Raw genomic sequence first — 14,035 nt, forward strand, 5'->3', positions numbered from 1 at the left:
CATCTTAGCGTCGCCTGCGTCGCCCGCAAGAGCCCCGGGCCCGGCTGTCGCCTGTTGCGCCGCCTCCCCGAGAGGAGCCTCTTGCCAGTCTTGGCAAGAAGGTCCCCGCCGACCAGGCAGCGCAGCCGGCTAGCGATCCAGCCGAAACACGAACTGCTGCTGAACCAGCTGCGCGACGGCGCGGCCGCCGATTGTCGCCGGGCGGAAGCGCATGCGTGGGAGAGCCCGTCGAATCGATTCGACGAATGCATCGTTAGTTGCTGTGATGATTCGTAACGAGCTCACATCCGCTCTGCCGGACTCGCGCACCACAAACTCCGCCGCGACCATTCCCTCAATTCCTGCAGCGCGCAACGCGGAAGGATAAACGGGGACTGTTTCGCCGATCATGCTGACAGCGGTTTCGACTTCCGTAATACTGTAGGCGCGCTGTCCCTCGCCGCCTGAGGCGGCGGATCGCGACAAACTGGTCGAGGCGCTATTCCCGGTCGCAGTCGGCACGAGCTCCGATGTCACCGGAGCAATCTGGACCTCGATCGAGGGAAGGGAGGTCGGAACGTCAACCGAGAACGCGGGGGACATCCGTATCAGGCCGACGTTCGCAGCGCGTGGCGAGTTATGTGGAGCCCTCGGAAAGACAGGGGCCGCCTGCTTCGGCATGGGCACCCAATGGATCACGACCGGCTCGTCCGGCTTGGCCTCCGCGGCCGCGCCGACTGCAGTGGCGTACACCGCGACAAAGATGATTGCGGTATGGACGGTCGCGCTCGCGACCATGAAGTGACTTGTTCGCGTACGATGTGCTCTCGATTCCAGCAGAGTAGTGAGCATGGCGTCTCCTCCGGTTGCCAATAGGTACTGCATATGAGACGCGGTGCGCCATCGCTCAAAACACGATTCACCGACTTGTAATGGTATGTAACGCCTAGCGATAATCCGGCGCTAACGCTGGCTTAATCCAGCTGATGGCTATCCGTGCGGACGGTTCAGACTGTTCTTGGTGCTGAACCCCTCGGGGTATCGCTTTCGGAGCTTCTCGACATTCATTCGCGCAATGTCCGAAAGGCTCACACCAATGCCCTTCGAGCCAACGGCGCAATACCACAGGATGTCACCGATCTCTTTCGCGATCTTGTCGCGCGTCGCGTCGTCCAGCGGATGACCGTGATACAGAATCTTCTTCACGTGGTCGGCGATCTCGCCTGATTCGCCCGACAGTCCAAGAGCAGCTGCGTCGAGCATTGTCTGCTCCGACTCCGTGCTCTGCGGCGACGCAGTACGCAATGCGAGCTCCTGATACTCGTCGAAGGCCTCGAAGTTCTCCATCAGCTTCCGGGTGAGCCGGTGACACGAATCCGGCCATACATGCCGAGGACCTGAAAGGCGTAGTCGCTTCCGACGACCTCTACAACCTGTCCCTCGGGCATGCTTTGTTTCGCGCTGCAACCGCTGAGGGCGAACAGCAAAGCGATGAGCGAAATCCTCAAGGCGCTACCAGGCCGCCGTAGGTCTCGGGCCGGCGGTCACGATAGAACTGCCAGACGTTCCGCACCTCGCGAATCTTGTCCAGATCGAGCTCAGCCGTTACAAGCTCTGTCTGATCGCGCGATCCGCTGGCGAGGAACTGACCGCGGGGGTCGCAGAAGTAGCTCTGGCCGTAGAACTCGCCGATATCCCACGGCTGCTCGTGTCCAACGCGATTGATGGCCCCAACGAAGTACGCGTTGGCGACAGCGTGCGCGGGCTGCTCGAGCTTCCACAGATACTCCGACAATCCGGCGACAGTGGCCGAGGGATTGAAGACGATCTCGGCACCGTTGAGGCCAAGCTCGCGCGCACCTTCGGGAAAATGACGATCGTAGCAGATGTACACGCCGACGTCGGCGTACTGCGTCTTGAACACCGGGTAACCGAGGTTGCCGGGCTTGAAGTAGAACTTCTCCCAGAATCCCGGTGCCACGTGAGGAATGTGGTTCTTTCTGTATTTCCCCAGGAACGTCCCGTCGGCGTCGATTACCGCCGCGGTATTGTAGTAGACGCCCGGTGACTCTTCCTCATAGATCGGGACGATGATCACCATGTTGTGCCGGCGGGCAAGCTCCTGCATCAGCTTGGTCGTCGGCCCATCCGGAATCTCCTCCGTCGACTCGTACCAGCGCGTGGTCTGCTCGGCGCAGAAGTACGGGCCGGTGAAGATCTCCTGCATGCAGATGATCTGGACGCCCTCGGCTGCTGCTTTCTCGATCAGTGGAACGTGCTTGGCGAGGTTCGCCTCGCGAATCGTGTCCAGCGACTCGTCAGTCCTGCAGGCATGAGTCGCCTGGATGAGGCCGCATTTTACGACTCGGGGCATACCGCTCAACTCTCTGTGATTGGATGACTGAATGAAGGCGCTTCAACCGGCCGCTCCGCCCGCTGCGTGCGCATCAACAAAAGATAAACCGCGAAGCTGAGGATGAACGTGACGAACCACGCATAAGTGTAGAGTGTGTCGAAAACGTTCGGATTAGCCACTTGGCCGCCGGGAGTGGTTGCGGCGCGGACGAAGCCCGGCACGACGGGAAGTATCGCGATGACGAGCGCGGCGATAGCCCGAATGTTAACACCGTTAACATAGGAGTACCGGCCCTCAAGCAGGAAGAGATCGCGGACCGACAGCTGCTGACGCCGGATTATCCAGTAGTCGGCAATGAGGATTCCGCCGAGAGCGCCCATCAGGCTCGAGTAACCGATTAGCCACGTGAAGATGTACGCCGCCGCATCGGAATACAGCCGCCAGGGCATCATGAGAATCCCGATGACCGCGGTGATGAGCCCGCCAGTGACATAGCTGATGCGCTTCGGGCTGAGATTCGAGAAATCATTTGCCGGCGAGACGACGTTCGCCGCCATGTTGGTCGTCAGCTGCGCGGCGAGAACAATGAGCGCGCCGAAAATTATCACGGCGGGCGAGCCGATCCGCGTGATGAGCTCGACCGGATCCCAGATCGCTTTGCCGAAGATGACGATGGTCGCGCTCGTGACGGCCACGCCGATGAATGCGAACAAAACCATCGTGCCCGGAAGGCCGAGCGCCTGACCCAGCGCCTGCGATCGCTGGCTCTTCGCGTAACGCGTGAAGTCGGGAATGTTGAGGGAAAGTGTCGCCCAGTAGCCCACATTCGCGGTGAGCGCGGCGGGGAAGAGCGTCCAGAAGGGCGTCGCGCCGCCCCGAAGCCTCGTCGACCCTTCCAGAATTGCCGTCAGTCCGCCACCGTTTCGTATCGCCCACACGAGAAGAGCGAGCCCGCCGGCGAGCAGCAGCGGCGCCGACCAGCTCTCGAGAACCTTGATGCCTTCGGTCCCCTTGAGAATGATGAAGACCTGAATCACCCAGAACACCGCAAAGGCGATGGCAGTGTGTATTCCGATCTGCGCCCATCCATCCCATGCCGCTGTCATGAGCGCGTCGAGCGCCAGGCCTCCGATCCACGTCTGAATGCCGAACCATCCGCAGGCGACGATTGCGCGCAGCATCGCCGCGACATTCGCACCGCGCACCCCGAAGCTCGCCCTGCACAGAACAGGAAACGAGATTCCATACTTCGTTCCGGCGTGGGCATTGAGAATCATCGGAACGAGCACGATGACGTTGCCGAGGAGAATCGTGAACAGCGCCTGGTACCAGTTCATGCCTTGCTGCATGAGACCGGACGCGAGCGTGTAGGTGGTGATGACGACGGCCATCCCGATCCACAGCGCGGCGATGTTGTAAGTGGACCATGTCCGGCGCGACGGCGGGGTCGGGGCGAGGTCCGGATTCCAGAGCGGGCTGGAGGCGAGCTCCTCATCGTGCGTCTCGTTTTCGACCATCGCTTCCTCGCGGTGAGTGAGCTCCAGCCCGGTCAATACAACTTGCCTGTACCCGGTGTCAAGAAACAGAAGAAAACGGCGCCGGGATAGCCACGTGTGTCTTTCTACGTTGCCGTCATTCCCAGCGGAATATCTTGGCCGACAGTGCGGTACATATCACGAACACGAGAGCAAGAGCGCCGATATCTCCAAGATGCATCGACCACGGGTTGCCCTTCCAGATTCCCTGAAGCAGCGAAACGGCGGGCGTCAATGGCAGCAGTCGCGCAAAGGTCCGAACCGACGGAGAGAAAGCGGACATCGGCACGAACAAGCCAGAGACAGCGATCATCGGGTAGAGCAGAATACTGGTGATCGGTTGAGCAAAACGCGCTGTGGGAACGATGCTCGCAATCACGAATCCCACTGACAGGATGCTTGCAGTGGCGATCAGCATTGCGACCGTGAATCGTCCGAGTGGAATACCCGAGTCAGTCAAGACCGATTCTCTCGCGAACATGAACGTGAGGGCAAGCGTCGCGCTCGTCAGCAGGAGCTTCACGATGACGTGCGCTGTCAGAATCGTTTGCGGTCTGAGCGGCGTGGTGCTCAACCGCTTCAGAATGCCGCTCTCCCGGTATATCGACATGATCGACACCAGCGACACAACGGCGTTGATCGCGATGAGTATCGCAACGAAAACCGGAACGTTGACCCTGAAGAAAGTGCTGGCGGCTGCCTGCGCTCGGGGAGCCACGGCGGTTCCGATCCGACCGAAAAGCACGAGGATGAGAACCGGAGCGATGACTGTGCCAAACGCTCCCATCGGCTCTCTGAAGAAAACCTTTATCTCGATCCAGATGAGGCGCCACAGCCCCTGCATTAGCACTTAATCACGGATGGAATGGCCCGTAACCTTGATGAACACGTCCTCGAGGTTGGGCAGAATAGTACGGAAGTCGCTTACACGAATTCGATTCTCAGACAGACACCACACCACGCTGGTGACGAGGTCCTCACCGCTGCCCCGAATCGTGAATCGGCCGTCGCGGGCTGTCACCTCCGCAACTCGAGGCATCGCCCGGAAAAGCACTTCAGCACCCTGGTCCTCCGTGAACAGCACCACGGTTCGCTCCGGACAATACTTGTTGATGAGTGCTTCGGGAGTGTCGATGTCTATGATCCGCCCGTGGTCGATGATCGCCACTCGATCGCACAGCCGCTCGGCCTCTTCCATCAGGTGCGTCGTCAGGAACACCGTCTTGCCGCGCTCACGGATGCCGCGCACGAGCTCCCAGATCGCGCGTCGCGCCTGCGGGTCGAGGCCGGTCGTAAGCTCATCGAGAAATACGACTTCAGGGTCGTTGATCAGCGCCAGAGCTACGAAGAGTCGTTGCTTCTGCCCACCGGACAGCTTCATGAACCACGCATTGCGCTTGTCGACCATGCCGAGCTGCTCGAGGAGACGATCGCCGTCCGACGACTTTTTCCTGTACAGCGACGCCCAGAGGTGTACAGCCTCCCATACCTTGATGCGCTTCTGAAGTTGCGCCTCCTGGAGCTGGACCCCCATCCGGTTCCGCAGGGTGTAGAGGTCACGAATGGGATCGAGGCCCAATACCGAAATTTTCCCGCGGTCGGGCGTGCGCAGGCCCTCGACGCACTCCATTGTCGTTGTCTTGCCTGCGCCGTTCGGGCCGATCAGGCCAAAGATCTCTCCGTCGCGGACCTCGAACGACACGTCATCCACCGCGACGATGGAGCCGTACGTCTTGCGAACTCCCGAAACCTGGATGACAGCACGGCCGGATTTGGTTCCGTTCATCCGCCCAATCTAGTCGCTGCGTCGAGACACGTCATCGCGGGTGGAGGCTGCTTACATTGCCTGGAATGACTCGGACTGCTGAAGTCAGCACCGCAACAGCAGGCCGCCGGGAGTGGATCGGATTATCCGTGCTTGCACTGCCCTGCATGCTGCTCGCGATGGACTTGACCGTCCTGCATGTGGCAGTTCCCGCATTGAGCGTCGATCTGAAGCCGAGCAGCGCGCAGCTTCTGTGGATCGTCGACATCTATGGATTTCTGATCGCCGGGTCGCTCATAACGATGGGAACTCTCGGCGATCGCATCGGGCGTCGGCGGCTGCTCCTGATTGGAGGAGCGGCGTTCGCCGTTGCGTCGGCCGTCGCCGCATTCTCGACGAGCGCAGAGATGCTCATCGCAACTCGTGCGCTTCTTGGCGTTGCCGGCGCGACGCTGATGCCATCCACGCTTGCGCTGATACGCAACATGTTCCACGACCAGCGCCAGCGTACGACGGCGATTGCGGTGTGGCTCAACAGCTTCATGGTGGGCAGTGCTGTCGGTCCACTCCTCGGCGGCGCGATGATCGAGCATTTCTGGTGGGGGTCAGTATTCCTGCTGAATGTCCCGGTGATGGCGCTGTTGCTCGTGCTCGGTCCGTTTCTGCTTCCGGAGAATCGCGACCCTAACGCGGGCCGGCTCGATCTGGCGAGTGCCGGGCTGTCCCTCGTTGCAATGCTGTCGATCGTCTACGGAATCAAGCGTCGTTGATCATCACTGCCCGGCGCCGCTCGCAGTACTCGATCGCCGCAGATCGATGGCTGACATCGACCTCACTGTCTGGCATTACCAGAATGTTGAACAGATCCACGTTATCGAACGCATGGATCCCGCTGCCGTCGGCTTCGCTTCCAATGAATCCGTCCGCATCGGGATCGACTCGGACGACGTACGCTTCCTTCCCACCGTTATCGAAGAAATGCTGAACCGCATGACCGAGCAGCATGGTGGAATGGAAGCCGCCAAAAGCGGGTGCGAAGTCACTCGCTTGCGACAATCGTACTGCGTGTTTTACAGGCCCTTGGGGAGCGAGGCCCACAAAGCCGGCGGTAGTGGTACCGACTGCTTCGATCGGGCGTGGCATTGTCTATCGGGGACGCGTCATCGTGGAGGATTCCTAGCGACCGCCCCCGCCGCCACCACCGCCACCGCCGCCGGACGAGCCGCCGCCACCACCACCGGAGCTACTCCCCGGCGGACTCGACGCGGAAGAAATCTGCGAGCTCAGGCTCGAGCCCATCGACTTACTGAAATCACCCAGGTTGGTGATGGGTCCGCGGCCGCTGTACCAGGACATGCGCGACGCCGCCTCGGCGGCAGCTGCCGCGCCCACCGCCGCGGTGAACTTCTCTGTCCACGCTTCCTCTACCTCGAGCGCCACCGCGTAAGGCAAAAGTGCCTCGTAACGCTCGGCGTCGAGCATCGGCGGCTGGCCCGGGCCGCGCATGCTCGCGAGCTCGTCTCTCTCCGCAACACTCAGGTAGAGCTTCAATCCCTCGATCTCGTCCATCAGCTCGCGGCCTTCCCTGGTGGGTGCGCGAACGAGGCGCCCGAACACGATCAGCGTCAAAACCATTGCGACGACAATCGCCACGATCACCGGAATGCCGAAGCCGCCGGAGATGACGAATGCGGCCGCCGCGGCGACAAGCGCGATCGCCGTCGCGATCACGAGGCTGCGTGTATTGCGCTGGAAGTAGCGCGGATGAAATTCGCGATCCAGCTCCTTCTTGTGCGCGTCCTGCGCCGCGGACACGATTGCTGCATTCGTGTTCTTGAGCTTGAGAGTCTTCCTGCCGTCGGGGAAGAGCAGAGTCAGCAGCACACTGTCCGCAGCCGATGCCGGTGCCGAGACGGATTCATTGCGATCGAGTCGCCACGAGTCCTTCAGAAGCTTCTTGTCGCGATTGATCCGCAGCTGGCCGCCAACCGCAAGATCCAGCACCTCGGCGGAGAAACATCGCGTGTCATAACCCATGCGCTGCACGAATCTCAAGCCTGCGGCAGTCTTGTCGGCGGGCGGCTCGTAACGCGCGAAGATCGCGCGCTTTTTCGGATCGCGGCCAACTCGCCGCCATTCCCTCACGCAGAACAGAATGAGCAGTACCAGACCCAAGAGCCCGACGAGCACGCCGCGGTTGTCGGCGAGGAACCATCGCGCGCGGTCGCCTTCTGTTGGCGCCGCGATCAACCCCTTGGGGAATTGCAAAACGGTAGTGAAGCCTTCGTTGGGGCCGAGGGGCTGTGTGAGGCGGTAGGTGGCAACTCCTGGGCGAGTGAGCTCCGCCACGTAGTTCGCACCTCTCGCTCCCTGGGGCCCGGTATAGGCTTCCGCCGTCATTCGATCGATGGGCACCGCGGCGGGCAACCGCACCTGCACCGTTGCGCTTTCGATCGGGAAAATCCACCCGGTGCCGATCGCGTTCCAGTACAGCTCGTCGTGATTGTCGAAGAATCCCAGCTGGCGAGTGGTGCGGTAGCGCAACGTATATGTGTAGCCGGCGGGGACAGGAAGGAAGTCGTCGTTGCCCGTGTTGATCCGCACGCCGTTGCTCATCCGCTCGGTAAACCACGGCTCCGGATTTCCGTCGCGCTCGACGCCGATCACGTCGAGTGCAACCCGGACGCGATTGCCGTAACGGTCCCGGTAGCGCGTGGGGAAGTCCCGGTAGATGCCACGGCGGATCTGCTGCCCTTCTGCGTGGACCGTGATTCGCTCGGTGACGTCCAGACTTCCGTCCGCGCGAACATCGACGTCGACATCGTAGGCGCGGATGCGCTCCTGCGCACTCGCCGGAAATGCGAGGAGCATCATCGCAAGGGCAAGGGCGGCTCTCTTCATGATGCGAGGTCCACTCTTACGCCGCGCCTGTCGTCTTCGTCGGCCTGGAAATATTCCTTCTCGGTGAAGCCGAAGCTTCGCGCGACGATCATGTCCGGCACGCGCTGTATCGCGGTGTTGTGGTCACGCACGGCACCATTGTAAAATCGACGCGCATACTGCAATTGATCCTCGACCCCGACGAGGTCGCGCTGAAGCTGAAGGAAAGTCTCGTTGGCTTTGAGATCAGGATACGCCTCCTTCAGTGCGAACAGTTGAACGATCGCCTGTTCGAGGGATGATTCGACGTTTCCGAGCTTCGCGGGACTATTCAGCGCCACGGCCTGCGTTCGCAATTCAGTTACGGCTTGCAGCACCCCGCGCTCGTGCCCGGTGTAGCCTTTCACCGCGGCGACGAGCTGGGGCACGAGATCGTGCCGGCGCTTGAGCTGGACATCGATATCTGCCCACGCGTTGCGCACCTGGTTGCGCAGGTGAACGAGACGATTGAACGCAAACACCGCCCATGCGCCGGCGGCGACGACGATCACCACCAGAAGAATGAGGAGGCTCATTCGGAGGTTGCGTCGGCGTTCTGACTAGAGATCGACCAGTACCTTTTTCTTTGGAACGGGCAGGACGAATCCATCGACGTAGCGGGGCATGGGTCGAGGCCTCCTCGGGTGATGTTGAAATGGTCTCGCATCAATGTACGAAGGTTCAAACGGGTTCGGACGACTTCGAGCCAGGAGTGCTCGACCTCAGTAGCACGTTCTTCAATTACTTCCCCGCAAAAGAGCACGCTCAGCACTGGTCTAACGTTGCGCAGACTCCACTCGGCGGAGAAACTCGCGCACCGTGCGCAGCAGCGCTTCCGGATTGTCGTTCTCCGTCGAGTGACCACTCTCAGAAATGACCTTGAACTCCGCGTTGGGCACAAGCCTTGAGAATTGCTCTGTGGAGGCCGGAGTTGCCTGATCGAACTCGCCCGTCACGAACAACGTCGGCACTCGCACGGCTCTGAGCCAGCTCGTCCCATCGAACGTCTTGAGCGTACCAGTCGACGTAAACTCGCTCGGTCCCCACATGTACTCGTACACCAGCCTGCCACGTGTCTTGCGCGCGCTGTCGGCGTCGGCGGGCGAGCGGGCCGGTTGTCGTCTGCCGTAGCGTTTGCTGTACTCGCTAGCGGCGGCAGCATAAGCGGGGGAACTCGTAGTACCCGCCGTCTCATGATGCGCGATCACCGCCTGCACCGAGTCCGGGAGCAACTTCACCAGAGAATCCGCGTCCCGCTCCCATTGCGCGGTGGTGACGAGCGGGCTGGAGAGCGTGAGGCTGCGTACTCCGGTCGGATTCGTACTCACGTATGCCTGGAGGAGCATCGCCCCCCACGACCGTCCATACAAATGCACTTCGCGCAGGCCGAGTGAATCGCGGATGGCCTGAAGCTCCTGCACTGCACGGTCGAGAGTGAACAGAGCCGTGTCCGTCGGATGATCGGACTTTCCTGAGCCAAGCTGATCGTAGCGGATTACGGGCCGATCGTCTCCCAGCGCCGCCCAGGGCTTGAGCCCGAAGCTGCCGCTTCCCGGTCCGCCGTGAATGACGAGAAGAGGAATGCCGGGACCGTCGCCCATTCTCGTCCACCAGATCCTGCCGCCAGGGACGGTGACGTATCCTTCGTTGCGTGGAGTCGCGGTCGAGCAGCTGACCAGTAGAACGAGAAAAGCTGCGGCGGCTCTGACGCTCCGCACGACTATTGCGGCCACCCCGTCTGCGGGAGACCGCGAGTGATCTTCAGCGCGTTCTGATAGTAGATCTTCTTCAGAATCCTGTCGGGCAGGTCGATTCCGTAGAGCTTCCACGACGCGTGGTAGTCGCGGTAGTAGTCGAAGTAATCGTCGCGCGTTTCGAACACGCGCCAGTAATACCGATACTCCTCGGGCTGGAACGAATCCTTGCCGAACAGGATCCGATTCTGATACTTCACGAAGAAGTCGTGTGCACTGCGCGGCTGGCGGCCGATATCGTACAGCACAGCACCGACTTCGGTGTACACATTCGGGAAAGCATCCAGAAGCTTGGCGAGCCTGCCCAGATCGTTGGCGTGCCAGCCCATGTGCGCGGCAACGAACGTCGTCCTCGGATGCCTGCGGAAAACATTGTCCCTTTCCTTCATGAGCTGATCGAAGCTCGGGAACTGGTCCTGGGGGTAGCGGCGGCCCGGGAACAGCGCGAGCTCGAGCCAACGCTCGTTGGTGTAGTCGACAACCGGGCGGAAGAATTCCTGGGGGTCGGCTGTGTGGATGAACACGGGAGCTCCGAGCCGCGCGGCTGCCCGCCAGACCGGATCCAGCTCAGGCGCGTCTATCCGCAGCCGCGACCCGTCAGCCTTCTTGATCGTCAGGCCGAGGCTCTTTGAGATCTCGCCAATGCCAACCGCGCCAGCCGCGATGTCCGCCTCCAACTGCTCGACAACCTTGGCTGCCCAGCCCGGGCCGCCGACGTTTCGAAAATCGATTCCGGCGAAGACGCGGACGCGATCCCTCATTCTCGGTGATGCGCGGATCGCGGCGACAGCTCGTTGCAGTCGTTCGCCGGAGAGGTTGTCTGCCGCCACCATGGCGCGCACGTTCAAGCTGTCGAGCGATGCGGCGAGCTGAGACAAGCCCTCGGCCGATGTGATCATGTCCCGGGGATGTCCGTGGAAATCGATGGCGGGATATTTCGCCATCCGCACTGGGTGCGCGGGCGTGACGAGCGTTGACCGCGGACGATAGTCCAGAATGCTTGGCGCCGGCATCTCCGGCGCTCTGCAGATTCCCGGGCGAATTTCGGTCGTCCCGGACGGACAGGATTCACCAGCGCGGATTCTTGTCTCGCGGTCGGGCTGACTGCCTGGCGCTTGTGAAGCTGCAACGCCAGCGAAGAGAAGCTCGGCGCCCACAGCCGCGTAGACCGTCAGTGTGCGCAGTCGTTGCATCCGTCTCACGGCGACGAGCCCCACGGCGGAGGCGGCGGCGCGACCGGGCGCTTCAAGTCGAACTCCACGCGGAAGCGCCGGTCGGTGCCCTCGCGCCTCAACGCGTAGGCGAAGCGGTGGGACGCAGGCACGATCTCTACAGTCCACACGTTGGTGCCGGCAGCGGGGATGAGTGACGCGGTGTGCGCATCAGCGTGGAACTCCTGCCGCGTCGGCAATCCCGGGTCGCGAGTATCTCCGCCGTATTGAGTGATGGGATCCTCTCTGCCGTCAGCATGGCGATGGTCGTGTTTGAGGCGGAGCCCGCCTTCAGTTCGTGTGAGCACCCATGTCCGCGACCGATCCGCGCCGAGATGGAATGGGATCCGGATCTCGGTCGGGGTGCAACGGCGGACGTGCATTGTCAGCGTCGCACGGCGGAACGCGCTGTCGCCAGCTGAGCCTTCGGTCATTTGGCCGTTGAACGCGCGGCCACAGAGCGCCTGCAGCTCGTTCCAGAAGGCGTCCTGTGGCGAAACGGCCGCCGTAGGCTGCGGCTGCGGCTCCGGCGCTTGCACCGGGCGACAGCTCATTGCGATGCAAAGCAGCGCTGCGCTCAGGTAAAAACGGTTCGTGGGAATCCGCACTGGATATGAGTCAGGCGTTGCGCTCGCGAGCTCGTGAACGTCGCTTCCACCAGATCGTGTAGACAATGATGTTGAGCGCGACAACCGCCGCGCCGAGAATGAACTGCACCTGCCTGGTAAGGCCTGCCGGATAAATCGCCGCGGTGATGTAGTGCTCGATGAATCCGCCTTCGTAGCCCGCCTCGCCACCCTGGCGGCGCAGGCTCACTTCCAGCGGCGTAAGCGGGCAGACGAATCCCATGAACTCGATGACTGCGCCGTAAACTGCGACGGGGACGTGGATCCAGGCGAGGCGAGACCAGCGCCACACAAGTGATCCGCCGAAGATTACGAAGAGGACAAACGCGAAGTGAGCGACGAGAACGAGATCGGCGAAAGCGCGATACCACATCAGCTATAACCAATCGCCGTCACATCACGCGACATTAACGGACGATCCGCTCCATCTGATAAACCGTGGTCTGTGGCCGCTGCTCTCGCCCGACGCATCGGTTGGTCATAAGGGCTGCCTCACTCCTTTGTGCTCAAGGTTGCGACGCGACTCGGGCGGATGCCTCGGCGGACGTCATTACAGGGTGTACCTCGAACTCCATGAGATCTTCCCATGCCGCCATCCATGTGTCGAGCAGCGCTCTATCGTCACACTCCATGACCTGGTAACAGCGGGACAGGTCAGATGTGATCCAGCTGTTGACATACATGAGACCCTCAGGCATCAGGCGTCCCTGAGCGCGAAACCGTGAGTAAACCGGTGTCGCATCTCCATTCCTGAAATGCTCGACGACCATGTAAAGCATACGCCGCTAGCGAATCAACGTTTGGGTTTGCCGCTGCGGGATGGGGCATACGCGCTGAAATGCGTCGTGTGGTGCAGCCTCTGCTCGTCGGTCCAGTCGTCTGCTTCCGGCGACGGCTCTGTCTCACCCAGCCGTCGAACATCAATTGCGACCGTCCCATCGGCATGCACGGGCTTATAGATGTTCACGAAGCGATGGCCGAACACAATCTCCGACGGCTTGTACGACGTCCGCGCATGAACCAGCTGCGAGAACGTCTCGTCGATGCCTGACAGGAGGACGAGAAACTCGGCATCCCTCTCTGCAAGCTCGTCGGCGGTCATGCCCCACATCGGGCTCTTCTCATCGATCGGATGAACTATAGTCCAGCTCAACGGGAAAAAGACCACGCGCTTCCGCTCGAGAGCGAGCTGGTCGTACTGCCGGGAATCGCCTTCCATGCGACTGAATAAGACTTTTGCTTCGAGCTCGAGCAGCTGATTCGCGCGGGCGTTTGTAAGGCGGAACATGAGCCCGGTCTGACCTCGATAACCCGTAACGACTGCCCGCCTGCTGAAGACTATGGCGGCTGTAGGGCGGGAAAACCGCGCAAAAAAGAGGCCCGTCATCAGGGCGAGCATGAGAAGTCCACTAAGTGACTCCACCGCGATGATTACGTTCGGTGCAACTCCGATAGGATAGATATTGCCATAGCCGATGGTTCCGAGGGTCTCGACACTCAGAAAGAAGGCGCGACCAAATTGACCGCCGAAGAGCTCAGGTGCCTGTCCGCCTATTGCGTCCGGACCGCAGGCAAGGTAAGCAAGCGCGAAAAGGAGGTTGGCCGAAACATATCCGGAAACCACTACGACGAAGAAACGCCGCCAGGAAATCGTGAGAAGCAGGTGGTAGGGATGCAGTCTCGAGAAGAAAGGCATCCCTTCGCGCCGCGGGTTGAACGAGCCGTCGCGATTAAGCAGACGCTTTTCGTTGGCGCCTCCAACAACGGTGCCAAATCCGAGGTCGTCGTATGCCTGCGACTCAGCTGTGATGAGAGTTGGATCGGACATGTGGGCCGCTCGCGATTGAGTGAATGCCAGCCCTGAAAATGTAGGGCGGCGGAGCGGCCTCT

Annotated in this window: 16 protein-coding genes; 1 reads left to right on the forward strand and 15 read right to left on the reverse strand. The window is 61.1% G+C overall.

The window, feature by feature from the left end; genetic code table 11:
- Positions 1 to 129 precede the first annotated feature (129 nt).
- The 6 genes from VES88_03735 to VES88_03760 all read right to left on the reverse strand — a co-directional run bounded on the left by VES88_03735 (position 130) and on the right by VES88_03760 (position 5,656).
- Entirely contained in the window at positions 130 to 831 is a 702-nt protein-coding gene (locus tag VES88_03735) for a TonB family protein (GenBank protein HYN80588.1), read from the reverse strand.
- A gap of 138 nt (positions 832 to 969) precedes the next feature.
- On the reverse strand, positions 970 to 1,326 hold the full coding sequence (locus VES88_03740; GenBank protein ID HYN80589.1) for a nucleoside triphosphate pyrophosphohydrolase family protein: 357 nt from the start codon (positions 1,324 to 1,326) through the stop codon (positions 970 to 972).
- 157 nt (positions 1,327 to 1,483) lie between these two features.
- Positions 1,484 to 2,353 carry a nitrilase-related carbon-nitrogen hydrolase gene (locus VES88_03745; GenBank protein ID HYN80590.1) on the reverse strand — a complete coding sequence of 290 codons (870 nt, stop codon included), beginning with the start codon at positions 2,351 to 2,353 and terminating at the stop codon, positions 1,484 to 1,486.
- Between the two features lie 5 nt (positions 2,354 to 2,358).
- Entirely contained in the window at positions 2,359 to 3,888 is a 1,530-nt protein-coding gene (locus tag VES88_03750) for an NCS1 family nucleobase:cation symporter-1 (GenBank protein HYN80591.1), read from the reverse strand.
- Between the two features lie 79 nt (positions 3,889 to 3,967).
- On the reverse strand, positions 3,968 to 4,714 hold the full coding sequence (locus VES88_03755) for an ABC transporter permease (GenBank protein ID HYN80592.1): 747 nt from the start codon (positions 4,712 to 4,714) through the stop codon (positions 3,968 to 3,970).
- Between the two features lie 6 nt (positions 4,715 to 4,720).
- Entirely contained in the window at positions 4,721 to 5,656 is a 936-nt protein-coding gene (locus VES88_03760) for an ABC transporter ATP-binding protein (GenBank protein ID HYN80593.1), read from the reverse strand.
- A gap of 65 nt (positions 5,657 to 5,721) precedes the next feature.
- Between VES88_03760 and VES88_03765 the strand changes: the two genes are divergently transcribed.
- Entirely contained in the window at positions 5,722 to 6,405 is a 684-nt protein-coding gene (locus VES88_03765; protein HYN80594.1) for an MFS transporter, read from the forward strand.
- Here the strand turns inward: VES88_03765 and VES88_03770 are convergent.
- From VES88_03770 to VES88_03810, 9 genes are all read right to left on the reverse strand, one after another.
- Positions 6,392 to 6,778, reverse strand: a complete 387-nt coding sequence (locus VES88_03770; GenBank protein HYN80595.1) for a hypothetical protein — start codon at positions 6,776 to 6,778, stop codon at positions 6,392 to 6,394. The two genes, VES88_03765 and VES88_03770, sit on opposite strands and share 14 nt — an antisense overlap.
- Before the next feature lie 33 nt (positions 6,779 to 6,811).
- Positions 6,812 to 8,536 carry a DUF2207 domain-containing protein gene (locus VES88_03775; GenBank protein ID HYN80596.1) on the reverse strand — a complete coding sequence of 575 codons (1,725 nt, stop codon included), beginning with the start codon at positions 8,534 to 8,536 and terminating at the stop codon, positions 6,812 to 6,814.
- Entirely contained in the window at positions 8,533 to 9,090 is a 558-nt protein-coding gene (locus VES88_03780) for a LemA family protein (GenBank protein HYN80597.1), read from the reverse strand. The genes VES88_03775 and VES88_03780 overlap by 4 nt, the downstream gene beginning before the upstream one ends.
- A gap of 240 nt (positions 9,091 to 9,330) precedes the next feature.
- Entirely contained in the window at positions 9,331 to 10,287 is a 957-nt protein-coding gene (locus VES88_03785) for a proline iminopeptidase-family hydrolase (protein HYN80598.1), read from the reverse strand.
- Positions 10,275 to 11,501, reverse strand: coding sequence for an amidohydrolase family protein (locus tag VES88_03790; GenBank protein ID HYN80599.1), 1,227 nt, complete (start codon positions 11,499 to 11,501; stop codon positions 10,275 to 10,277). Before VES88_03790 ends, VES88_03785 begins: the two co-directional genes overlap by 13 nt.
- A 5-nt stretch (positions 11,502 to 11,506) precedes the next feature.
- Positions 11,507 to 12,073 (reverse strand): hypothetical protein, encoded by a 567-nt coding sequence (locus VES88_03795; protein ID HYN80600.1) that lies wholly within the window; start codon positions 12,071 to 12,073, stop codon positions 11,507 to 11,509.
- Positions 12,074 to 12,137: 64 nt separating this feature from the next.
- Positions 12,138 to 12,518, reverse strand: a complete 381-nt coding sequence (locus tag VES88_03800; protein HYN80601.1) for a DUF2784 domain-containing protein — start codon at positions 12,516 to 12,518, stop codon at positions 12,138 to 12,140.
- Positions 12,519 to 12,651: 133 nt separating this feature from the next.
- Positions 12,652 to 12,924, reverse strand: a complete 273-nt coding sequence (locus VES88_03805) for a DUF3303 family protein (GenBank protein ID HYN80602.1) — start codon at positions 12,922 to 12,924, stop codon at positions 12,652 to 12,654.
- 14 nt (positions 12,925 to 12,938) lie between these two features.
- Positions 12,939 to 13,973 carry an ion channel gene (locus VES88_03810; protein ID HYN80603.1) on the reverse strand — a complete coding sequence of 345 codons (1,035 nt, stop codon included), beginning with the start codon at positions 13,971 to 13,973 and terminating at the stop codon, positions 12,939 to 12,941.
- Positions 13,974 to 14,035: the final 62 nt, after the last annotated feature.

Source organism: Gemmatimonadaceae bacterium (assembly GCA_035633115.1).
In the GTDB taxonomy this organism is placed as follows: Bacteria; Gemmatimonadota; Gemmatimonadetes; order Gemmatimonadales; family Gemmatimonadaceae; genus UBA4720.

Coding starts and splice junctions, on each gene's coding strand:
- VES88_03745 (HYN80590.1), bottom strand. CDS start 2,353: ATGCCCCGAGTCGTAAAATGCGGCCTCATCCAGGCGACTCATGCCTGC.
- VES88_03760 (HYN80593.1), bottom strand. CDS start 5,656: ATGAACGGAACCAAATCCGGCCGTGCTGTCATCCAGGTTTCGGGAGTT.
- VES88_03790 (HYN80599.1), bottom strand. CDS start 11,501: ATGCAACGACTGCGCACACTGACGGTCTACGCGGCTGTGGGCGCCGAG.
- VES88_03735 (HYN80588.1), bottom strand. CDS start 831: ATGCTCACTACTCTGCTGGAATCGAGAGCACATCGTACGCGAACAAGT.
- VES88_03765 (HYN80594.1), top strand. CDS start 5,722: ATGACTCGGACTGCTGAAGTCAGCACCGCAACAGCAGGCCGCCGGGAG.
- VES88_03800 (HYN80601.1), bottom strand. CDS start 12,518: ATGTGGTATCGCGCTTTCGCCGATCTCGTTCTCGTCGCTCACTTCGCG.
- VES88_03775 (HYN80596.1), bottom strand. CDS start 8,536: ATGAAGAGAGCCGCCCTTGCCCTTGCGATGATGCTCCTCGCATTTCCG.
- VES88_03740 (HYN80589.1), bottom strand. CDS start 1,326: ATGGAGAACTTCGAGGCCTTCGACGAGTATCAGGAGCTCGCATTGCGT.
- VES88_03780 (HYN80597.1), bottom strand. CDS start 9,090: ATGAGCCTCCTCATTCTTCTGGTGGTGATCGTCGTCGCCGCCGGCGCA.
- VES88_03770 (HYN80595.1), bottom strand. CDS start 6,778: ATGCCACGCCCGATCGAAGCAGTCGGTACCACTACCGCCGGCTTTGTG.
- VES88_03755 (HYN80592.1), bottom strand. CDS start 4,714: ATGCAGGGGCTGTGGCGCCTCATCTGGATCGAGATAAAGGTTTTCTTC.
- VES88_03795 (HYN80600.1), bottom strand. CDS start 12,073: ATGAGCTGTCGCCCGGTGCAAGCGCCGGAGCCGCAGCCGCAGCCTACG.
- VES88_03805 (HYN80602.1), bottom strand. CDS start 12,924: ATGCTTTACATGGTCGTCGAGCATTTCAGGAATGGAGATGCGACACCG.
- VES88_03810 (HYN80603.1), bottom strand. CDS start 13,973: ATGTCCGATCCAACTCTCATCACAGCTGAGTCGCAGGCATACGACGAC.